The sequence below is a fragment of the Sphaerimonospora mesophila genome (assembly GCF_001417795.1).
GTDB classification, from domain to species: Bacteria; Actinomycetota; Actinomycetes; order Streptosporangiales; family Streptosporangiaceae; genus Sphaerimonospora; species Sphaerimonospora mesophila.
The window spans coordinates 23,213-43,655 of the sequence record NZ_BCBX01000030.1 but is presented as its reverse complement, the minus strand read 5'-3'; the positions used below and the strand labels follow the sequence as shown (position 1 = coordinate 43,655).

Sequence of the window (20,443 nt, the reverse complement as noted above, 5' to 3'; positions counted from 1 at the left end):
GCCGTCCCGCGCGCTCCGCTCCCTGCCTCCCCGGCTGACGACCACTTGACCGGACCCGCCAGGGAGTCTCCCCGGCGGCGCAGGCCGTACCCTATGGGCATGCCTCGCTATGACTACCGTTGCCGCGCGTGTGGATCCACCTTCGAGCTCAACCGGCCGATGGCCGAGGCGAACGCCCCGGCCGCGTGTCCGGCCGGCCATGACGACACGGTGAAGCTGCTGTCCATGGTCGCGGTGACCGGGCGGGCCGCCGCCGCGCCGCGCCCCTCCGGAGGTGGAGGTGGCGGTGGCTGCTGCGGTGGTGGCTGCTGCGGCTGACCGGTCTCCGACCGGTCGGGCCGCATCGCGCTGGACGTGATGACCGGTCAGGCCGCGGCGCGGCGCCTGGCCGTACGCCGTTGGAAGGGGAGAAAGCGCTCCGGTAGGTGCGGCCGGGCCGGGAGATCGGTCGGTTCGACCGCGACTATCCGGTCGAACCGGAACGCCCGGATGCCCCGGCGGAGCCGGCACCAGCCGACGAGATACCAGAACTCCCCGTGGACCAGGCACGTCACCGGCTCGACGTCGCGGATCGTGAGATGGCCGGCGGCGTCGAGGTACTGGAGGCGGATCACCAGCCGGGCGGTGATGGCGTTCGCGATCAGCCGGGCCCGTCCGGCGACGTCGGGCGCGAGCGGCGTGGTGAGCGTGGTCAGGGTGGTGGCGATGACGTCGTCGTCGAGGTCGAGGTGGTCGAATGCGTGACGCAGTCCACGGCGGGCGGTGACGGACTGCGGGCCGGCCCCGAGATGGGCGAGTGACAGGGCGAGGGCGGCGATCTCCGCCGCAGTCAGCGATTGCCTTGTGACGTTGGCCATACCTCGACGATAACGACGGGTACTGACATTTTTCCGAACACGCCATCGGCTTTTCTCGAACAAGCCATCGAACCCTAACCCCCTGGCCACACCCCGCGTGATCTTGCGAATTCTTGCACGTCGGCCCGCCGCCTGCGTCTCCCTATGTCGTGATCTTGCAGAAGCTTGCAATGACCCTATGTGACCTGCGGCTTCACCATTCGTGATCTTGCAGTGTCCCATTGCAAGATCACGAATGAGCTTTGTCCAGGTCAGCGGGCATGTCTGCGAGTAACTGCAAGATCACGGCCGAGGATGGCCGGGGTCGGCTATCGGGAGAGCTGGGACAGGTCGCGGGATGCTCCCGTGGAGGCGGACGTGGTCAGCGCCGCGTACGCCTGGAGCGCCGCGGAGACCGAGCGCTGCCGGTCACGGGGGCGGTAGCCGCCGAGGTCGGCGAGCAGCCGCTCCCGCCGGGTGGCGAGTTCCTCATCCGTGACCTTGAGCTCGATCGTCCGACGCGGAATGTCGATCTCGATGATGTCGCCGTCGGCCACCAGTGCCATGGTGCCGCCCTCCGCCGCCTCGGGGGAGGCGTGACCGATCGACAGACCCGACGTACCGCCGGAGAACCGGCCGTCGGTGATGAGCGCGCACGCCTTGCCGAGGCCCTTGCCCTTGAGGAAGCTCGTGGGGTAGAGCATCTCCTGCATGCCGGGGCCGCCCTTGGGGCCCTCGTAGCGGATGACGACCACGTCGCCGGCCTTGACCCGGTCGCCGAGGATGCCCTCGACCGCAGCCTCCTGGGATTCGAACACGACGGCCGGGCCGGAGAACCGCCAGATCGACTCGTCGACGCCTGCGGTCTTCACCACGCAGCCGTCCTGGGCCAGGTTGCCGTACAGCACGGCGAGGCCGCCGTCGCGGGTGTAGGCGTGCTCCAGGTCCCGGATGCAGCCCTCCGCCCGGTCGAGGTCGAGCGTCTCCCACCGGGCGCTCTGGGAGTAGGCCCGGACCGTGCGCACGTTGCCGGGGGCGGCGTGCCACAGCTCGAGCGCCTCGTCGGTGACCTCGGGCGACTTCGGGTCCCACGCGGCCAGGTAGTCGGCGAGGGAGGCCGAGTGGATGGTGGGCACGTCGCGGTGGAGCAGACCGGCCCGATCGAGCTCGCCGAGGATGCCGGGGATTCCGCCGGCGCGGTGCACGTCCTCGACGTGGTACTTGGAGGTCGCCGGGGCGACCTTGCACAGGCACGGCACCCGCAGCGAGAGCTCGTTGATCTCCTTGAGCCCGAACTCGACCCCGGCCTCCCGGGCCGCGGCCAGCAGGTGCAGGATCGTGTTGGTCGAACCGCCCATGGCCACGTCGAGCGCCATCGCGTTCTCGAACGCGTCGCGGGTGGCGATGCTCCGCGGCAGCACCGACTCGTCGTCGTGGTCGTAGTAGCGGCGGGCGATCTCCACGACCGCGCGACCGGCCTTCTCGAAAAGCCCCTTGCGCGCCGTGTGGGTGGCCAGCGTCGTGCCGTTGCCGGGCAGCGCCAGCCCGATGGCCTCCGCCAGGCAGTTCATCGAGTTGGCCGTGAACATGCCGCTGCAGGAGCCGCAGGTTGGGCAGGCGCTCTCCTCCATCGCGAGCAGCTCGTCGTCGGAGACGCTGTCGTCGGCGGCGGCGATCATCGGGTCGATCAGGTCGAGCTTGCGGCCGGGGGTCTTTCCTGCCTCCATCGGGCCGCCGGAGACGAAGACCGTCGGGATGTTGAGCCGGAAGGCCGCGAGCAGCATGCCCGGCGTGATCTTGTCGCAGTTGGAGACGCAGACCAGCGCGTCGGCGCAGTGGGCGTTCACCATGTACTCGACCGCGTCGGCGATGAGCTCCCGGGACGGCAGCGAGTAGAGCATGCCGCCGTGGCCCATCGCGATGCCGTCATCGACCGCGATCGTGTTGAACTCGCGGGGGATGGCGCCGGCCTCCCGGACGGCGGCGGCGACCACGTCGCCGACCTCGCGCAGGTGCACGTGGCCGGGGACGAACTGGGTGAAGCTGTTCGCCACCGCGACGATCGGTTTGCCGAAGTCGCTGCCCGCCACGCCCGTGGCCCTGAGCAGCGCCCGGGCACCGACCATGTTCCTGCCGTGTGTGACCGTACGAGACCTGAGCGCGGGCATGGGCGGACTCCCATCCGAAGACTACGAGTCTTCAAATGGTACGGCTAACGACCGGCTGCCGAGACCGCCCGTCCATGCCTTGGACGCCGTGTCGGCCGGTAGGCCCGGGCCGCGCTATTCGTAGCGGGGCGGCAGGACCTGCTCGGCGGCACGGTAGATCGCATCGATTTCCGCGGTGGTGAGTGACTTTTCCCGTTTTGTAATCCACTTACGGACGAGGCCGCCGGAGAAGACGTCGACCTCGCGGATGTTGAGGATCCGCCACGGGATCGGGGGACCGTAGATCGCCAGGGACGGCACGATGGTGATCTCGCGGCCGAGCGCCTCGGAGATCAGCTGGCTGGCCTGGGTGGCCTCCCAGCGGGCCTCGTCGAGCCGGGGTTTCCGGTTGAACGGTCCGTGGAACAGCTTGCGGTGCGACTGCACCCGTACGGGAAGGCGCTTGTCCCACTTCTCCGAGTCGACCGCGTACACCCCGGTCGGGCCGACGACCAGGTGATCGATCTGGGCCTCGCTGCCGGGGATGGCCCGGGCGTGCAGCGTCCGGAACCCGGTGCGCTCGAGTTTCTTGAGCTGGACCTCGGTCCGGCGTTCCGCGGCGGAGGCGCGCCGCCAGGCCGGTATCGACGAGACGGTCCTGGCCCGATAGACGGTGTCGGCGATGGCCGCGATGATCGCGGCGGTGAGGCCGATCCGCCAGTTCGCGAAGAGAATTCCGGCCACGATGCCGGCCGCCACCCCGATCAGTGCGCGCAGCCGCAGATGACGGTATCTCGGGTCATGAATCATGATCCTGAGCGACGCGCGTTCGGCGGGTCTGGCAGGGGCGCGGGCATGGATGCGCGCCTTCGGGGGAGCATCGGGCGGGGGTTGCGCGGCCGGTTGGGCCGTCGTCTGTGCGGCGGATGGTGCCGCAAGGGTCTCCGATGCGGTCGGCGTCGTCTGGGACGGCTCCGACGGGTGGTCACTCACCCAGATGGGTGACGTATCGTGACCGTCTTCGGGCGCTAGACCGGTATCCACATCACTCACGGTAGTTGAGCTGTCAGCGGGCTGCCTAGTGTTGGTTGGTTCATACTTTTGTGGCCTGCTTGAACCGGTTCACGGCGGACCCCTGTGGGTATCTTCTCTAGATATCTTCCGGCGAGAGGCCTGTCGTGCGGCGGCGTGGCAGACATCCGCGATCTTAGCGCGCAGGGACGGGCGGCCGCCGCGCGTTCCCGAGAACCGCCCCGGCGGTGGCGCCCGCCGGCGGCCGAGTAGAGGTGTCAGCCGGCGGCTTCGGGGGTGACCGCCGCCGATCCGGCCGGTGACATCTCGGCGAGGTGCGCGGCGGCGGCACGGGCGAGGTCGATGAGCGGATCGGACGGCGGCGGCCCGGAGGGCGCGGAGACGCTGATCGCGAAGGTGCCCCGGTCGGTCTGGACGGCGACCAGTCCCGGATAGAGCATCGCACCGCCGCCGATCCCCTGGATGGGCCGTCCCTGGACCCGGGTCATGATATGGCCGAGCACCATCAGATAGCGGGACAGCATGCCGGCCGCCGTGTGCACGTCGACCCGCACGCCGTCGCGGGACCGATAGCTGCAGGACCGCATGCTCAGCCAGGAGGGCGCCGGGAGCTCCCCATCGAAGGCCTCCGGGTCTCCCACGTCCACGCCGAGGACGCGTTTGAGATCCTCCGGGGTGACCAGCTCGGCAGGCCGCGGTCCGTCCTCTGCTATCCGGGACGGCGGGCTCGGGGCGGGCACGGGGAAGACCTTGACATCACCCGGCCGCGCCCGCGGGCCGCTCAGGTGCTGGAAGGGGATCATCGGTGGGGGCCTCCTGGGCGGGACGGTAGACCCGGGTGAACGGCGCGGCGGCTGCCCGGCGCCCGGTTTTCCCCCATACCACCGCCGGCCGCTTGCATCTGCCTTGCGGCCCGCTTTCTCGTCCGGGGCCCCTCCCGCACAGGGGACGGGCCCCGGCGGAGTGCGCCGGGGCCCGTCTCGTACCGCGCGAGCCTGCGATCAGGCGGAGGCGTCCCTGGCCCGGGCGCGCAGGGCCCGGCTGATGCCGTCGGCGCCCTCCAGCAGCAGCCGCCGCAGCGCGTGCGGCGGCTGCGCCGCGCTGATGTGGTCCTGTGTGACGGCCACGGTCTCGGGCCGGATCAGGAGGGCCGGATAGCAGCCGATCGCGAAGTTCTGCGCCATGTCGGACGTCCACTCGCTCCAGATGCGCCCGACCTCGTCGAAGTACCTCCCGGCGTACGGCTCCAGCAGGTCGACGTGGTGCGGGTCCATGAAGCCGAGGATCGTGGAGCGCAGCAGCGCTCCGCTCAGCTCACCGCCGACGATCGACGCCCAGGCCCGCTCCTTGGCCTCCGCCGTGGGGATCGCGGCCCGGCACATCGCGGCCGAACGCTCACCGGTCGCGGTGGCGTCGCGCGCGAGCTCCGCGTCGATGTCCCCGGCATCGAGCACGCCGCCGACGACCAGCGCGTGCGTGAGAGTCCAGCGCAGGTCGGCGTCGACGGCCAGCCCGTCCGGTACGGCGGTGCCCTCGAGGATGCCCTTGACGAACGCGAGGTCCTCGGTCGAGGTGGCGACCGCGGCGAACGCGTTGACGTACGCGAGCTGGTGGTCGGAACCGGGCTCCGCCGCCGCGATCATGCGGCGCAGCGCCCCGGCCAGCTCGGCGAGCCCGGTCGCCAGCCAGGCCGGGTCGGCGTACTGCTGCACGGCCTGGCGGGCCTGCCGCAGCACGGTCTGCACCACGCTGATGTCGCCCACGGAATCGATCCCCGAGACCACCAGCCTGACGTAGTCGCGGGTGGCCAGCTCGGCGTCGCGGGTCATGTCCCAGGCGGCCGACCAGCACAGGGCACGGGGCAGGGAGTCGCGGAAGGCGGTGATGCCGCCGCTCACCAGGGTCTCCAGCGACCGCTCGTCGAGCCGGATCTTGGCGTAGGTGAGGTCGTCGTCGTTGACGAGCACCAGGTCGGGCCGGAGCTCACCGACCAGCTCGGGGACGGCCGTGCGGGCGCCGACCACGTCGAGCTCCACCCGCCTGGTCCGGATGAGCACGCCGTCGGTCATCGAGTACAGCCCGATCGCGATCCGGTGCGAACGCAGCGTGGGGTGCTCGGACGGCGCCTCCTGAAGCACCTCGAAGGAGGCGAACCTGCCCTCGTCGTCCGTGGTGAACGACGGGCGCAGCGTGTTGACCCCCGAGGTCTCCAGCCACTCCTTCGACCATGCGGACAGGTCGCGGCCAGAGGTGTGCTCCAGCGCCGACAGCAGGTCCTGCAGGGTCGTGTTGCCCCAGGCGTGCTCGCCGAAGTAGTCGCGGACCCCGGCGAGGAAGTTGTCGAGACCGACATAGGCGACGAGCTGCTTGAGCACCGAGGCGCCCTTGGCGTACGTGATCCCGTCGAAGTTGACCTCCACCGCCTGCATGTCCGGGATGTCGGCCGCGATCGGGTGAGTGGAGGGGAGCTGGTCCTGCCGGTAGGCCCAGGCCTTCTCGACGTTGGCGAACGTGGTCCACGCGCCCTGGCCCCAGCGGGTGGCCTCGGCCTGGCACAGAACGGACATGAACGTCGCGAACGACTCGTTCAGCCACAGGTCGTCCCACCACCGCATGGTGACCAGGTCGCCGAACCACATGTGGGCCATCTCGTGCAGGATCGTCTCGGCGCGGCGCTCCACCATGGCGTCGGTCACCCGCGACCGGAAGACGTAGTCCTCGAGGAAGGTGACGGCGCCCGCGTTCTCCATCGCGCCGGCGTTGAACTCCGGCACGAACAGCTGGTCGTACTTCCCGAAGGGGTAACGCACGCCGAAGACGCGGTGGAAGAAGTCGAAGCCCTGCTTGGTGACCTCGAAGATGTTCTCCGGGTCGAGGTGCTCGGCGAGCGACCGCCGCACGTAGATGCCCAGCGGGATCCCGTCGTGCTCCTCCCGCACCACGGCGTACGGCCCGGCGATCAGCGCGGTGATGTACGTCGACATGCGCGGCGTGGGCGGGAAGTGCCAGCGCCGGGCCGCCTGGAGCTTGCCGTGCTTGCCGTGGTGCTCCTCCAGCTCCTCGACGGCGTCGGGGGCGGCGTTGGAGACCACCTCCCAGTGGGCGGGCGCGAGCACGGTCAGTTCGAAGGTCGCCTTGAGGTCCGGCTGGTCGAAGCAGGCGTACATCCGGTGCGCGTCCGCCGTCTCGAACTGGCTGTGCAGGTAGACCTGCTGGTCGACCGGGTCGACGAACCGGTGCAGGCCCTCGCCGGTGCGCATGTACGACGCGTCGGCGTCGATGCGCAGCTGGTTCTCCTCGGCCAGGTCCGGCAGCGGGAAGCGGCCCTTCTCGGCGTCGTAGGCCCGCGGGTCGAGCTCCCTCCCATTGAGCACGACCTTGCGCACGTGAGCCCCGTGCAGGTCGATGAACGTTGCCGCCCCCGGACGGCTGGAGGTGAAGTCGACCGTCGTGATGCTCTCGAACCGCTCCTCGCCCTCGGTCAGATCGAGCTCGACCCGATAGGACCGGACGTTCAGCAGCCGGGCCCTCTCCCGAGCCTCATCACGCGTGAGATTTCCTGCCACACCTGCTCCTCATCGCCTGTCAATGCCCCCTATCCCAGCCGCCCATCGCGAAAGGGATAACCAGAATCCTGCCACGCCACGCTGGCAAGGCAGCATTCTCGACCTCTCCTACCTGGTAATGGAGAAACCGGTCGAGCTGACAACCAGGCTGACAGCTCGACTGGTGATCGATGCAACCACATTCCCGCCAGGCCGGGGAATGGTGTGGAAAGTGACCGTGTCCGAATTGATGGTGTTCGGTCGGTGATATGAGATCGAAACCGCCGGGCGTGATCCCCATGCTCGCGTTCCGGCGGCCGCCGCGCGAGGATGAGATGGTGCGCCACCTTTACATGAACGGAGCCTGGGTGTCCTCCGCCTCCGGCGAGGGCGTCGACGTCGTGAATCCAGCGACCGAGGAGATCGTCGACAAGGTGCCCGCCGGCTCGCCCGGCGACGTCGATGCCGCGGTCGCCGCCGCCCGCGCCGCCTTCCCGCCGTGGTCGTCGACCGCCCCGGCCGAGCGCGCCCGGTTGCTGGCCGCGGCGGCGGGTCTGCTGCGTGAGCGCGCCGATCGGATCGCCGCGACGATCGCCGCCGACATGGGCGCGCCGCTCGCTCTCGCGCTGAAGGTGCAGACCCTGATGCCGATCGGCGTCCTGGAGTCGTACGCGGAACTGGCCGGGCGGTACGACTTCGACGCGGGCCGGGTGGGCAACTCGCTGATCGTCCGCGAGCCCGTTGGCGTGGTCGGCGCGATCACCCCGTGGAACTACCCGCTCCACCAGATCGTCTGCAAGGTGGCGCCGGCGCTGGCCGCGGGCTGCACGGTCGTGCTCAAGCCGAGTGAGGTGGCGCCGCTCGCGGCCTACGCGTTCGCGGACGTCCTGCACGAGGTCGGCCTGCCGCCCGGCGTGTTCAACATGGTCAGCGGGTACGGGCCGGTCGTCGGCGAGGCGATCGCCGGACACCCGGACGTTGACATGGTGTCGTTCACCGGGTCGACCCGGGCGGGTCGCCGCGTGGCCGGCCTGGCCGCCGAGACGGTCAAGCGGGTCGCGCTGGAACTCGGCGGGAAGTCGGCCAACGTGATCATGCCGGACGCCGACCTGGAGACCGCCGTGAAGGCGGGCGTCGCGGGAGCCTACGTCAACGCCGGGCAGACCTGCTCGGCGCTGAGCCGCATGCTCGTGCACTGGGACTCCTACGACGAGGCGGTGCGGCTGGCCGTGGGCTTCGCCAGGAAGTACGCCCCGGGCGATCCCTTCGCCGAGGGCACCCGCCTGGGACCGCTGGTCTCCGCCGCGCAGCGCGACCGGGTGATCCGCTACCTCAACCTCGGTCAGGAGGAGGGCGCCCGGCTGGTGCTGGGGAGTATGGACAACCCGATGGAGCGCGGCTTCTACGTCGAGCCGGCCGTGTTCGCCGGCGTCTCCCCGGGCATGCGCATCGAGCAGGAGGAGATCTTCGGCCCGGTTCTGTCGATCATCCCGTTCGGCACCGAGGACGAGGCCGTCGAGATCGCCAACGGCACGCCGTACGGGCTGTCGGGGGCGGTGTGGGCGGGAACTGAGGAGAAGGCGCTCGCCCTGGCGCGCAGGCTGCGCACCGGCCAGGTCGCGGTCAACGGCGGCAGGTTCAACCCGCTGGCGCCGTTCGGCGGCTACAAGCGCTCCGGGGTCGGCCGTGAGCTGGGCGAGCCCGGCCTGGAGGAGTACCTGGAGATCAAGGCAATCCAGACCTGAGCGATCAGGGCGCCTGGAGGAGGATCTTCCTGCGCTCCTCCTTGGCGAGCCTGTCGACGTACAGGGTGCCGTCCAGGTGGTCGTACTCGTGCTGGAAGCACCGGGCGAGCATGCCCCTCGCCCTGACGGTGACCGGGCGGCCGAGCCGGTCGAGGCCGCGGACCGTGACCCCGGCGGCACGGGCGGTCGGCGCGTACAACGGCTTGCCGGTCTCCCTGCTCGGCACCGACAGGCAGCCCTCGTCGTCGACGATCTGCTCGGGATCGTCGATCGTCAGCTCGGGGTTGATCAGGTGGCCCTTGCGGTTGGTGATGTCGTAGACGAACAACCGCCTGCCGACGCCGATCTGCGGGCCGGCCAGGCCGACTCCGTCGGCCGCGTACATCACCGAGAACATCTCGTCGATGAGGCGCCGAAGCTCCCGGTCGAAATCGGTCACCGGCTCGGCCGGGGTGCGCAGGACCGGATCACCGACGCTGCGGATCTCGCGCATGATGCTCCTGTTCCGCCGGGCCCGCTCGCCGGGCCCGTTCCCTGGGGAGGGGGCACGGCCGACCGTAAGGACCGGAAGCCGTGTTCGCCGCTTACTCTAGTCCGGGCCCGCCGTCCCGCGCGCGTGCGAAGGCTGCGAAACTTGGGCTGTGCGTGTCTACATCGGTGCCGACCATGCCGGCTACGAACTGAAGAACCATCTGGCCGACTGGCTGAAGCAGCAGGGCCATGAGGTGGTGGACTGCGGTCCGTCCGTCTACGACGCGGAGGACGACTACCCTCCGTTCGTGCTGCGCGCCGCGCGCGGCGTCGCCGACGATCACGGCAGCCTCGGCGTCGTGATCGGCGGATCGGGGAACGGCGAGCAGATCGCCGCGAACAAGGTGCGCGGCATCCGGGCGGCCCTCGCCTGGAACGAGGACACCGCCAAGCTCGCCAGAGAGCACAACGACGCCAACGTCATCAGCCTGGGCGCGCGTATGCACACCCCGGAGGAGGCGGTCCGCTTCGTGGAGGTCTTCCTGGCCACGCCGTTCTCGGGGGCGCAGCGGCACGCCCGCAGGATCGGCCAGCTCGCCGACTACGAGGCGACCGGCGAACTGCCGCCCCTGCCGTAGGAATTGCCCCTGCCGTCCCGGCGGTGGTCCCGCCGGGGCGTCTCGTCTCGCAGTGGGCGGTCGTCGGCCGCCTTCTGCTCCTCCGGCGTCGGCCGGGACACGTCCCGGGCCCGCATCGCGGTGATCGCCGTGATCTGCAAGCTCTGCAGTGCCATGTCCAGAACCCTACGCCGGAAGCGCCGGCGGGTCGTCAGATAGTCGTCAGTCAGGGTGGTAGGGAGCGAGGACCGCATGCCGGACCCCGCTCGGCGGGGCCTGGCGGCGGACCGGAGTTTCCTCCCGGCGCAGCGACCGGAGCCGCTCAGGGATTCCCTCAGCGGTGTCCGTCACACGACCTAGAAGATCAGGCCGCCCCAGGGTCTCGGCTCCCACGACATCGCTGTGGACAACTCGTGCAGCGCACCCTCACGGTGCTCCCGTACGAGCCCGGCGGCGGCGAGCGGGGTGAGCGGCCGGCCGCCCAGGTAGGCCGCGCCCAGCGCGGAGACCGGCAGCGTGAGGTCGGCCGGATCGCCCGTCGGCTCGCACGAGCCCTTCGCGGTGACCAGCCGCCGGCGGCCGGCGTTCCACGGGCACAGCTCGTCGACGACCTCGATCACGAGGTCGGCGGGGGCGGCGTAGACGCGGGAGGCCAGCGCCCGGTCCACGTCCACCAGGCGGATCCACAGATCGTCCAGCCACCCGGCGTTGAGGTGTCGCGGTTCGGCCAGGAGATGAACGATCGGATCGTCCGCCGGTCGATTCCAGGCGTGGACGTGCGAGCACAGGTCCCGGTCGAGCACGCTGCGCCAGACCAGCGCGTACGCCGCCGGGTCGACGGCGAACAGCTCGATCAGCCGCACCTCGCCGTCCGGCACATCGTGGTCGGTGAAGCCCGACCTGACACGGAAGAGGGCGTAGCCGCGTGGCCCGTCGTCGTCCTCCGCGATCATGCAGCGCAGCGGGCCGGCCCCGCCGCGGTTGTGCTCCTCGTCGGTGATGACGCTTTCCCGCCAGACGGCCTCGGAACGGGCGTAGAGCCCGGGGCGGCGGGGCCGTACGGCTTCGAAGACCCGCCGCAGGTCGTCGAGGGCGTCGGCGGGCCGGGCCACGCGCAGGCGCAGCGCGGGATCGGCCGGCGCGTCCGGGACGAACGCGGAGTGGCGGGTGGGGACGCGGAAGAAGAGGCCGTCGGCCGCCCTGCCGTACCCGAACCGGCCGTAGATGGCGGCCTCGCTCGCGTAGAGCGCCGCCACGGCCTCGCGCCCCCGCTCGTGGATGTCGTGGAGCTGCCGGGCCATCAGGGTCGACAGGATGCCGCGGCGACGGTGTGAGGGCAGCACGGAGACCGCGGTCACCCCGGCGACCGGGGCGGGCCCGCCGGGAACGGTCATCGTGAACGACAGTGTGGCGGTGCCGCCGACCAGCAGGTCGCCGTCGAAGGCCGCCAGCGACCGGTCGAACTCGATGAGCTCACCCCAGCGCTCGGTGGCCTCCGGCGGGTGCGAGGAGTTGAACGCCTCGTGGTGCAGGGCCGCGAACGTCGGCCATTCGGCCTCGGCGAGGGGACGAACCGTCACAGTCACCGGACAACAGTAGGAGCGGCCCGCGGGGGCGCGCCACACAATATCCGTGCTAGATGATCAAGCTGTTGGTCAAAGGGGTGCCCTCACCTGGGATGGGGGGATACAGTCGAGGCCATCATGAGTTCCCGACCGGCGCCGCTGATCCCTCCGCGGCTTCGCGCACTTCTCGTACGAGTGCCGCTTCTGGTGCCGTTGGTCCGTTTCATTAGGAAGAGTTCGTCCAAGGACCGGAACCTGCTCATCGCTCTGAGCGTGGTGACCCTCGTCATCGGCGTGCTCGACGCCGAGGTCTCCGCCTACTGGTTCTCTCCCTCGCTGCTCATCCTGATCACGCTCATCGGCGGTCTCCAGCTGCGGCTGCGCAGCCTGGCCATCCTGCTGTGCTCGGTCGTCGTCTCCCTGGCCTACGTGTGGTCGGTCCGGGGACCGGCGAACGTGGGCGCCGGGCTGCTGATCACGATGGGATTCACCGCCGTGCTGGCGTGGCTGATGGCCCGCACCCGCGGCAAGCTCGGCGTGCAGGGACTGCGCGGCGACGCGATGCTGCTGGAACTGCGCGACCGGCTCAAGCGGCAGAGCGAGCTGCCGTCGCTGCCCAAGGACTGGGACGGCAAGGTGGTGCTCAAGCAGGCCGGGGGGTCGTCCTTCGGCGGGGACTTCGTGGTCTCCATGCGTGACGGCGATCGTGTCGAGCTGGCGCTCGTCGACGTCTCGGGCAAGGGTGTGGACGCGGGCACCCGCGCGCTCATGCTCTCCGGCGCCTTCGGCGGCCTGCTCGGCTCGGTCGACGACTTCCTGGGCGCCTGCAACAGCTACCTGCACCGGCAGCTCGGGGACGAGGGGTTCGTCACCGCCGTCCATCTCAGTCTGGATCTGTCGACCGGGGCGTACACGATCACCTCGGCCGGTCATCCGCCGGTGGTGAGGTTCGACTCCGGCTCGGGCACCTGGCGGGTCTCGACCGCCAAGGGGGTCGTGCTCGGCGTGGTCCCCGACCTGCACTGCGAGCCCGACAGCGGGGTGCTGCGCAGGGGCGACGCCCTCATGCTGTTCACCGACGGCCTGATCGAGCAGCCCGGCCGGGACATCGACTCCGGGCTGGACCGGCTGCTGGGTGAGGCCGAGCGGCTGCTGCCCTCGGGTTTTCGCGACCGGGCCCGGCAGCTCGTGCAGTCGATGACCTCCGGCCACAACGACGACTGCGCCCTCGTGCTGATCTGGCGTCCCTAGTCCGGGTGACGACACCGCCGCCGCCAGACCCCGCCGAGTGGGGCCCGGCAGGCGGTCCTCACTCCCGGTCCGAGTGGTCTTCGGTGAATGGACCGTAATTCTTCCGGTGGTTCTCCCCGAATGCCGGAGCTCCTACCGGTCCGGAGGGGACCCATGACGAGTTCAATGGACACACACTGTCACTGTTCATGTGCGTTCCGTGTCTTGGGGTCACTGTTCGGCGCCGATCCCGCTTGACATGCTCACGGGGTACGGCTGGTGCAGGCGTCCGGGGGGCGAGAACGTGGAGAAGCGATATGAGCTCTACTGCCGAACCGATCCCGTCTTCTACGACTCCCCGGCGCTCTGCCCGCCCCGCGGGGCCGCTCGGCCGCCGTCTGAGGGCACGCCGCCCGAGGGCCTGCCGTACCGGATCGACGCCGTGCTGCGCGAAGGCGGCGTCTACCTGGCCGGTGACCCGGACACCGGGGAGCGGGTGGTGCTGAAGGAGATCGGGCGGGAGCGCGAGGCCGAGGCGCTCGTACGGCTCGCCGGGCTGGGCGTGGCTCCGGAGGCGAAGGGCCGTTTCCGCGCCGGTGGGCGACGGTTCCTCGTGCTGGAACACGTCCCGGGCGAGCCGTTGGACGCGGCCCTCGCCGTACGCAACCCGCTGACGGGCGCGGGAACGGACGACCTCGACGGCCAGGGCCGCCTGGAGGGGTACGTGAGATGGGCGAAGGACGTCTGCGCCAAGGTCGAGGACGCCGTCATGAAGGTTCACGCGCGTGGTCTGGTCCACGGCGGCCTGAACCCGGCGAACATCCTCATCCGGCCCGACGGCCGGGTCACGCTGGTCGGCTTCGGGGCGGCCAGACCGATCGCCGAGCCCGATGAGAACGCGGCGGCCGATCCCGCGATCACGCCGTCGGGGACCGTGCCGCCGGGGGTGGGGGGACTCGACGCCGACCGGTACGCGCTGGCCTGCCTGCGGCTCGCCCTGTTCCTCCCGCTCACCGAGCTGTTCGCGCTGGATCGCGGCAAGCCCGCCGAGCTCGCCGCAGTGATCAGTGGGCTGTTCCCCGTCCAGGAGAGCTTTCTGCGGCCGGCGGTGCGGATCGCCGGATGCGGTACGAGCCCCCGGACGCCGCACGTCACGGAAACCGGCTGGCGGCGGATGCGCGACTCGATGACGCGGGCCATCCTGGCGTCGGCCACGCCCGGTCGCGACGACCGGCTGTTCCCCGGGGACATCGCGCAGTTCGACGGCGACGGCCGCGGGCTCGGTCTCGCGCACGGCGCGGCCGGCGTGCTCTACGCCCTGCACGCCACCGGAGCGGGCCGGTTCCCCGAACACGAGCAGTGGCTGATCGACCGGGTGCGCCGGCACGGCACGCGGGTCGCGCCGGGGTTCTATGACGGGCTGCACGGCGTCGCCCACGCGCTGGGCCACCTCGGCCGGCACGAGGAGGCACTGGAGGTGCTCGACATCGCCGGGAGGACGTGCCCGCGGTCGCTCGGCACCGACCTGTACGGCGGGCTGTCCGGGATCGCGCTGAACCAGGCCTATCTCGGCGATCTCGACGCGGCGCTGCACACCGCCGCCCTGGTGGCCGACCGAGTCGCCGGCGAGGAGACCGATGCCCGCCCGGGGCTGATGTACGGATCGACCGGCCCGGCCCTGCTGTTCGTCCGGATGTTCGAGCGGACGGGGGACGTCGAGTGGCTGACCCGGGCGGAGCGGGCGCTGCGCCGGGATCTGCGCCGTCGCGTGCCACGGGCCGACGGGTCGCTCTGGATCGCCGACCGGGAAGACGATCGACGGGCCACCCCGCATCTCGACCGGGGCAGCGTCGGCCTCTCCTGGGTGCTGGGAGAGTTCCTGCACTACCGGCCGGATCCGGAGCTGGCGGCGGTGCGCGGGCGGCTCGACCGGGCCGCGCGGGCGCATCTCTACCGCGAGGCCGGGCTGTTCGCCGGCCGGGCCGGGATCATCGCCTATCTGTGCCGGGACCGTGCGGGCGGCTGGGGCCGCGAGGACGAGGAGACCGGCCGCCAGCTCGCCGCGCTGTCCTGGCACGCGATCGATTTCCGCGGGCACCTCGCGTTTCCGGGTGAGCGGCTGCTCCGGCTCTCGATGGACCTCGCCACCGGCACGGCGGGCGTCCTGCTGGCGGTCGGCGCGGCGCTGCACGACGAGCCGGTGGGGCTGCCGTTCCTTGGGGGAGCGCCGCCCGCCCGCCTGCGGGGTCGTCCGTCGGCGGGCCTGCCGGTCGTGGCCGTGTCCGAGGGCCCCCGGTAGGGCCGGTGGACCGGCGCGGATCGGGGGAGCCGGTGCGGGTTCAGAGCCAGCCGGCGTCGCCCGCGATGCGTACGGCGTCCACGCGGTTGCGTGCGCCCGTCTTGTAGAGGATGCGCGAGAGGTGGTTGCGTACCGTGCCGACCGACAGGCACAGCTGCTCGGCGATCTCCTTGGACCGCGCGCCGCCGGCGGCGAGCCGGAGCACGTCGAGCTCGCGGGGGGTCAGCGGGTTCTCCGCGGCCTCCAGCGCGGCGACGGCGAGATCGGTGTCGAGCACGCGGCGGCCGGAGATCATCCGGCGGATGCCCTCGGCGAGCTGCTCCGGGCCGATCTCGATGCTCATGTAACCGAGGACTCCGGCGGCGAACGCCCGCCTGACATGGCCGGGGTTGGGCTGAGCCGACAGGATCAGCACCCGGCAGTCGGGCACCTTCTCGCCGAGCCGAGCGGCGATGTCGATTCCGCCCACGCCGGGCAGGTCGACGTCGATGATCGCGGCGTCGGGCCGGACGCCGAGGGCCGCTGGAACGATGTCCTCCGCCGAGCCGACATCGGCGACCACCTCGAGGTCGCATTCGCCGTCGAGCGAGGCCACCAGGCCGCGCCGTACCAACGGAACGTGCTCGGCAACCAGGATGCGGATCAAGACGCTCCCCTCTGGACAGTTTATCAAAGGGTGATCGAACGGCTTCGCACTGTCAACGAAGTGACTCCATTTGGTCAATGAGAGGTCAACGGAACGGGTACCCGAAGCGCGTCGGCACACGCTTCCCCCACACCCCCGTCCGCTACCCTCGAAGGGTGCGACGCATGGCAAGGCGGCTTCTCCGACGCGGGGGTACTCACTGATGTACTGGCTCTCCCTGGTCGGATTCGCGATCATCTTCGTCGGGCTGCTGCTCTCCATCGGGCTGCACGAGATCGGCCATCTCGTCCCGGCCAAGCTGTTCAACGTCAGGGTCACCCAGTACATGGTCGGTTTCGGGCCCACGATGTGGTCCAGCAGACGGGGTGAGACCGAGTACGGCCTGAAGTGGATCCCGCTCGGGGGCTACATCCGCATGATCGGCATGCTGCCGCCTCGTCCGTCGGACGATCCCAACAAGCTGCGGAGTGTCTCGACCGGCCCGTGGCAGGGCCTGATCGAGAACGCGCGTGCCGTCGCCTCCGAGGAGATCAGGCCGGGCGACGAGGACCGCGTCTTCTATCGCAAGCCGTGGTGGCAGAAGACCATCATCATGTTCGGCGGCCCCGCGATGAACTTCGTGCTCGCCTTCGCGCTGTTCGCCATCGTGATGATGGGATTCGGCGTGACGGTGTCCAAGCCGACCGTCTCCTCCGTGTCCAAGTGCGTGATCCCGGCCGTCGAGGCGGCCAAGCGGGACTGCCGGGACACCGATCCGGCGACGCCGGCGGCCAAGGCCGGCCTGCTGCCCGGCGACCGGATCACCTCGATCGCGGGGACTCCGGTGACCACCTGGGAGGACGCCACCCACCTCATCCGGGCGCACGGCGCCGGCGTCGCGGCCATCGGGATCGACCGGGCGGGCCGGAGCATGACCCTCACGGTGAACCTGATCTCCCAGGACATGCCGTCACTCGACGACCCGGCGAAGGTCGAGAAGAACGTGGGGTTCCTCGGCGTGTCGCCCACGTTCGTGGTCGAGCGGCAGGGACCCGGATACGTGCTCGGTCAGATGTGGGACATGACCGAGCGCACCGCGGTCGCGATGGTCAACATCCCGAACAAGATGGTCGGCGTCTGGCAGGCGGCGTTCTCCGGCGAGAAGCGCGATCCGAACGGTCCCATCGGCATCGTCGGCGCTGGCCGCATCGGCGGTGAGATAGCCGCCTCGGACATTCCCGTCGAGAACAAGATCAATATCTTCATCACCGTGCTCGGCGGGCTCAACCTCGCGATCGGCATGTTCAACCTGATTCCGCTGCTGCCGCTGGACGGCGGCCACATCGCGGGCGGGCTGTGGGAAGGAATCAAACGCGCCGTCGCGCGGGTCCGGCGGCGGCCGATGCCCGCCCACGTCGACGTCGCGAAGGCGCTGCCGCTGACGTACGTGATGGCCGCGTTGCTCCTCGTCATGGGTGGTCTGCTGATCTACGCCGATCTGGTCAACCCAGTACGCATCTCCGGCTGAGCCCGTTGATCGGCGATCCACACTTTCTCAAACTGACGTACGAATAGCCGCGCGGTGTCGTATTCTTCGTCGATGGACGAGTTGGAGCGGCTGCGTGCGCTGTGCCTGGCGTTGCCCGAGACGACCGAGCGGCTGAGTCACGGCGAGCCGACCTGGTTCGTGCGGGGCAAGAAGACCTTCGTCATGTTCGCCGACCACCACCACGTCGACCGGCTCGCGTTCTGGTGCGCCGCCCCTCCCGGGGTGCAGGAGGAACTCGTCGAGACCGAGCCCGACCGGTTCTTCCGGCCGCCCTACGTGGGGCACCGCGGCTGGCTGGGCGTCTACCTGGACGTCCCGGTGGACTGGGACGAGATCCGGCGGATCGTCGCAGACGCCTTCCGCCATGTGGCGCCGAAGACGCTCGCCGCCCGGGTGCCCGCTCCGGAGGAGTGACCGAGGCACGGGGCGGACCGAGGGGCAGGGCGAACGCCTCAGTACATCGATATGTGAACGTGGTCGTAGTGGTTGGCGGTGACCCCGCCGCGGTCGGACATCACCCGCCAGCCGGGTCGGCCGAGGTTGTAGATCCGCTGCCGCCAGATCACGTACTTCACGCCCAGCTTGGCGCCGTTCTTGATGGCCCAGTCCGCGATGGCGTCGCCGAGGGCCTTCATCTCCTCGGTCGGCATCGCGCCGCCCGAACTCATCATGAAGTCGCAGGCGCGACCGAGGGGATGCTCGCCACTCGTGTCCGAGCGGTAGCAGCCGACCGGGAAGCGCAGGTCGAAGTGCTCGGCCACCTCGGAACGCATCAACCGGGTGCGCGGAGTGATGTTGTCGGCGCCGGTGGGCAACTCGGGAGCCCACGAGCCGCCCGGCCGTCTGCCGGGGGCGACGGGGATCAGCTTGTCGAGCTTGTCCTTGATCTCGTCGATCAGCTTCTCCGCCTCCTTGCGCCGATCGGCGACGGTCGCGGCCTGCGCCTTGAATCGGGCGGTCAGGTCTTTCGCCGCGTCAGCGGCGCGCTGCCGTTCCGCGCGCGCCTCCTCGAAGCGGCCGAGCCTGAGCACCTGCTCCTGCTGCATCTGGTACACGAGCGCCGAGGTCGTCAGGTCGGGAACCGGCACCGGGCCGCTCATCTGGTACGTCCGCTCGGCGAAGTCCTCGACCGACCGTCTCATGGCCTCGTAGTCGGCCTCGGCCCGGGCGAGCCGCTCACGCGCGGCCTGCTCCGCCGTACGGGCCTTGGCCAGCTCGACCCGTTTGGCGTTGTAGTCGACGATCAGCTGGTCGACCTTCTTCTCCAGGCCGGCGAGCTGTTTCTTGAGGACGCTCCTGCTGGGTTTCGGGTCGGCATGGCCCGCTGTGGCCGTACCGAACACGAGCACGGCGGCCGCCAGCACAACGGCGGCCAGAGGTGACACGCGGGGCAGTGCCCACTCCTCTCCATCTGCCTGCCGGGTTAGCTGACGGGTTCGGGCTGGAGGCGCCCGGGCACCAGGTCGAACACCTGGCGTGCCTTCACCCCATGTTCCTGTTGGGTCCCCGGCTCCCGGGCGCGGCGCCTGGGATTAGGCCTGTCGGCTGGGTCAGTCGATGCGAAGGATACTAGTGGTACGGAAAGACCGGTTGCCACCCCAAGTCGCAACCATTCGGAGATCAGCCCGTGATCCGGGCCTGCTGCAGCATCCGGGCCGCCTCCTCCGGCAGTACGTCGTTGACGAAGGCGCCCATCGCGGACTCCGAGCCGGCGAGGTACTTCAGCTTGTCCGGCGCCCGCCGGATGCTGAACAACTGCAGGTGCAGATAGGCGAGATCGCGCCGATGGGAGACCGGGGCCTGGTGCCAGGCCGCGACGTACGGCATGGCGACCCCGAACAGGCCGTCCAGACGGCGCAGCACCTCGGTGTAGATCGGCCCGAACGCGGCGCGCTCCTCGGCCGCCAGCGCGGGGATGTCGGGCACCCGGCGGTGCGGATAGACGTGCACCTCGAACGGATAGCGGGCGGCCGCCGGCACGAAGGCGGTCCAGTGTTCGTTGGCGGCGACCACCCGGGGGCCACGCCGCTCGGCCGCCAGCACATCGGCGAACAGGTTCCCTCCCGCGTATCGGGCGGCCGTGTCCAGCATCCGCCGGGTTCGCGGCGTCACGTACGGGTAGGCGTAGATCTGGCCGTGGGGATGCGGCAGCGTGATGCCGATCTCGGCGCCGCGGTTCTCGAAGCAGAAGACCTGCTCAACTCCCGGCAGAGCGGACAACTCAGCCGTACGGTCGGCCCATGCCTCCATGACGAGTTCGACCCGGTCGTCGCCGAGGGAGGCGAAGGAGGCGTCGTGGTCGGCGGTGAAGCACACGACCTCGCAGCGTCCGACGCCCGGCCGCGCCTCGCTGAGCCCGCCCACGTCGTCGTGCCCGCCGGTCCCGGCGCTCTGCCCCGTGTCGAAGCCGCCGGTGTTGAAGCTGAAGGACGGGAAGCGGTTCTCGAAGACCGCCACCTCGTAGGGGGAGGGGATCTCCGAGCCGGGGTGGGCGGGGCAGAGGGGACACTCCTCGGCCGAGGGGAGATGCGTGCGGGTCTGACGGTGCCGGGCGACCGCCACCCACTCGTCCAGCAGCGGGTCGTGGCGCAGTTCGGAGGCGAGGGGGCGCGGAGGCAGGTCACGGGTGTCGGAAGCCCCGTGGTCCGCGTCGTCCCGCCGGTCGTAGTAGATCAGCTCACGGCCGTCGGCGAGATGGGTGATCGTGCGCTTCACGGTGTCTTCACGCTGCCGTTCATGTCGGTCTTCACGTCGTCGTTCAGTCGTTCGTGCTGTCGCCTGT

General features: G+C 70.3%; 18 protein-coding genes and 1 riboswitch. Of the genes, 7 read left to right on the top strand and 11 right to left on the bottom strand.

Annotated features, from left to right (window positions below; all coding sequences use genetic code 11):
• Window positions 1–99 precede the first annotated feature (99 nt).
• The gene (locus AP234_RS00360; RefSeq protein ID WP_055478158.1) at window positions 100–318 is read left to right on the top strand and encodes an FmdB family zinc ribbon protein; all 219 of its coding nucleotides are present in this window, start codon (window positions 100–102) and stop codon (window positions 316–318) included.
• A 47-nt stretch (window positions 319–365) separates the two neighbouring features.
• Here AP234_RS00360 and AP234_RS00355 read toward each other — a convergent pair whose 3' ends face one another.
• The 5 genes from AP234_RS00355 to pepN form a co-directional block, all read right to left on the bottom strand.
• On the bottom strand, window positions 366–857 hold the full coding sequence (locus tag AP234_RS00355) for a helix-turn-helix transcriptional regulator (protein WP_055477490.1): 492 nt from the start codon (window positions 855–857) through the stop codon (window positions 366–368).
• Window positions 858–1,165: 308 nt separating this feature from the next.
• Window positions 1,166–3,004, bottom strand: a complete 1,839-nt coding sequence (gene ilvD / locus AP234_RS00350) for a dihydroxy-acid dehydratase (protein WP_055477489.1) — start codon at window positions 3,002–3,004, stop codon at window positions 1,166–1,168.
• A 114-nt stretch (window positions 3,005–3,118) separates the two neighbouring features.
• Window positions 3,119–3,793: a nuclease-related domain-containing protein gene (locus AP234_RS00345; RefSeq protein ID WP_200926174.1), complete on the bottom strand. Its 675-nt coding sequence runs from the start codon at window positions 3,791–3,793 to the stop codon at window positions 3,119–3,121.
• Window positions 3,794–4,272: 479 nt separating this feature from the next.
• Window positions 4,273–4,818, bottom strand: coding sequence for a hypothetical protein (locus tag AP234_RS00340; RefSeq protein WP_055477488.1), 546 nt, complete (start codon window positions 4,816–4,818; stop codon window positions 4,273–4,275).
• Window positions 4,819–5,016: 198 nt separating this feature from the next.
• Window positions 5,017–7,581, bottom strand: coding sequence for an aminopeptidase N (pepN, locus tag AP234_RS00335; RefSeq protein ID WP_055477487.1), 2,565 nt, complete (start codon window positions 7,579–7,581; stop codon window positions 5,017–5,019).
• A gap of 317 nt (window positions 7,582–7,898) precedes the next feature.
• Here pepN and AP234_RS00330 point away from each other — a divergent pair, with 317 nt between their 5' ends.
• Window positions 7,899–9,305 (top strand): aldehyde dehydrogenase family protein, encoded by a 1,407-nt coding sequence (locus tag AP234_RS00330; RefSeq protein ID WP_055478156.1) that lies wholly within the window; start codon window positions 7,899–7,901, stop codon window positions 9,303–9,305.
• Between the two features lie 4 nt (window positions 9,306–9,309).
• On the opposite strand, the gene def is transcribed toward AP234_RS00330, so the two are convergent.
• Window positions 9,310–9,798 carry a peptide deformylase gene (gene def, locus AP234_RS00325; RefSeq protein WP_055477486.1) on the bottom strand — a complete coding sequence of 163 codons (489 nt, stop codon included), beginning with the start codon at window positions 9,796–9,798 and terminating at the stop codon, window positions 9,310–9,312.
• Window positions 9,799–9,946: 148 nt separating this feature from the next.
• Here def and AP234_RS00320 point away from each other — a divergent pair, with 148 nt between their 5' ends.
• Window positions 9,947–10,414 carry a ribose-5-phosphate isomerase gene (locus AP234_RS00320; protein WP_055477485.1) on the top strand — a complete coding sequence of 156 codons (468 nt, stop codon included), beginning with the start codon at window positions 9,947–9,949 and terminating at the stop codon, window positions 10,412–10,414.
• On the opposite strand, the gene AP234_RS00315 is transcribed toward AP234_RS00320, so the two are convergent.
• Window positions 10,378–10,569: a hypothetical protein gene (locus AP234_RS00315; RefSeq protein WP_152990148.1), complete on the bottom strand. Its 192-nt coding sequence runs from the start codon at window positions 10,567–10,569 to the stop codon at window positions 10,378–10,380. The two genes, AP234_RS00320 and AP234_RS00315, sit on opposite strands and share 37 nt — an antisense overlap.
• 180 nt (window positions 10,570–10,749) lie before the next feature.
• Window positions 10,750–11,979, bottom strand: coding sequence for a GNAT family N-acetyltransferase (locus AP234_RS00310; protein ID WP_055477483.1), 1,230 nt, complete (start codon window positions 11,977–11,979; stop codon window positions 10,750–10,752).
• Between the two features lie 117 nt (window positions 11,980–12,096).
• On the opposite strand from AP234_RS00310, the gene AP234_RS00305 reads away from it, so the two are divergent.
• Window positions 12,097–13,209, top strand: coding sequence for a PP2C family protein-serine/threonine phosphatase (locus AP234_RS00305; RefSeq protein ID WP_055477482.1), 1,113 nt, complete (start codon window positions 12,097–12,099; stop codon window positions 13,207–13,209).
• Between the two features lie 283 nt (window positions 13,210–13,492).
• Window positions 13,493–15,487: a protein kinase/lanthionine synthetase C family protein gene (locus tag AP234_RS00300; protein ID WP_055477481.1), complete on the top strand. Its 1,995-nt coding sequence runs from the start codon at window positions 13,493–13,495 to the stop codon at window positions 15,485–15,487.
• A 40-nt stretch (window positions 15,488–15,527) separates the two neighbouring features.
• Here the strand turns inward: AP234_RS00300 and AP234_RS00295 are convergent, their stop codons facing one another.
• Entirely contained in the window at window positions 15,528–16,133 is a 606-nt protein-coding gene (locus AP234_RS00295) for a LuxR C-terminal-related transcriptional regulator (RefSeq protein WP_055477480.1), read from the bottom strand.
• A gap of 202 nt (window positions 16,134–16,335) precedes the next feature.
• On the opposite strand from AP234_RS00295, the gene AP234_RS00290 reads away from it, so the two are divergent.
• Window positions 16,336–17,640, top strand: coding sequence for a M50 family metallopeptidase (locus AP234_RS00290; RefSeq protein ID WP_055477479.1), 1,305 nt, complete (start codon window positions 16,336–16,338; stop codon window positions 17,638–17,640).
• Window positions 17,641–17,712: 72 nt separating this feature from the next.
• Window positions 17,713–18,075: an MmcQ/YjbR family DNA-binding protein gene (locus AP234_RS00285; protein WP_055477478.1), complete on the top strand. Its 363-nt coding sequence runs from the start codon at window positions 17,713–17,715 to the stop codon at window positions 18,073–18,075.
• Window positions 18,076–18,113: 38 nt separating this feature from the next.
• Here AP234_RS00285 and AP234_RS00280 read toward each other — a convergent pair whose 3' ends face one another.
• Both AP234_RS00280 and galT read right to left on the bottom strand, forming a co-directional pair.
• Window positions 18,114–19,046: a coiled-coil domain-containing protein gene (locus AP234_RS00280; RefSeq protein WP_063842709.1), complete on the bottom strand. Its 933-nt coding sequence runs from the start codon at window positions 19,044–19,046 to the stop codon at window positions 18,114–18,116.
• Between the two features lie 13 nt (window positions 19,047–19,059).
• A riboswitch (cyclic di-AMP (ydaO/yuaA leader) is annotated at window positions 19,060–19,210 on the bottom strand.
• Between the two features lie 71 nt (window positions 19,211–19,281).
• Window positions 19,282–20,376 carry a galactose-1-phosphate uridylyltransferase gene (galT, locus tag AP234_RS00275; RefSeq protein WP_055477476.1) on the bottom strand — a complete coding sequence of 365 codons (1,095 nt, stop codon included), beginning with the start codon at window positions 20,374–20,376 and terminating at the stop codon, window positions 19,282–19,284.
• Window positions 20,377–20,443 lie beyond the last annotated feature (67 nt).

Excerpts from the sequence above, each read along its gene's own strand:
- AP234_RS00360 (WP_055478158.1), top strand. The coding sequence starts at position 100 with ATGCCTCGCTATGACTACCGTTGCCGCGCGTGTGGATCCACCTTCGAG.
- AP234_RS00315 (WP_152990148.1), bottom strand. The coding sequence starts at position 10,569 with ATGGCACTGCAGAGCTTGCAGATCACGGCGATCACCGCGATGCGGGCC.
- AP234_RS00285 (WP_055477478.1), top strand. The coding sequence starts at position 17,713 with ATGGACGAGTTGGAGCGGCTGCGTGCGCTGTGCCTGGCGTTGCCCGAG.
- ilvD (WP_055477489.1), bottom strand. The coding sequence starts at position 3,004 with ATGCCCGCGCTCAGGTCTCGTACGGTCACACACGGCAGGAACATGGTC.
- AP234_RS00340 (WP_055477488.1), bottom strand. The coding sequence starts at position 4,818 with ATGATCCCCTTCCAGCACCTGAGCGGCCCGCGGGCGCGGCCGGGTGAT.
- def (WP_055477486.1), bottom strand. The coding sequence starts at position 9,798 with ATGCGCGAGATCCGCAGCGTCGGTGATCCGGTCCTGCGCACCCCGGCC.
- AP234_RS00355 (WP_055477490.1), bottom strand. The coding sequence starts at position 857 with ATGGCCAACGTCACAAGGCAATCGCTGACTGCGGCGGAGATCGCCGCC.
- AP234_RS00290 (WP_055477479.1), top strand. The coding sequence starts at position 16,336 with ATGTACTGGCTCTCCCTGGTCGGATTCGCGATCATCTTCGTCGGGCTG.
- AP234_RS00345 (WP_200926174.1), bottom strand. The coding sequence starts at position 3,793 with ATGATTCATGACCCGAGATACCGTCATCTGCGGCTGCGCGCACTGATC.
- AP234_RS00305 (WP_055477482.1), top strand. The coding sequence starts at position 12,097 with ATGAGTTCCCGACCGGCGCCGCTGATCCCTCCGCGGCTTCGCGCACTT.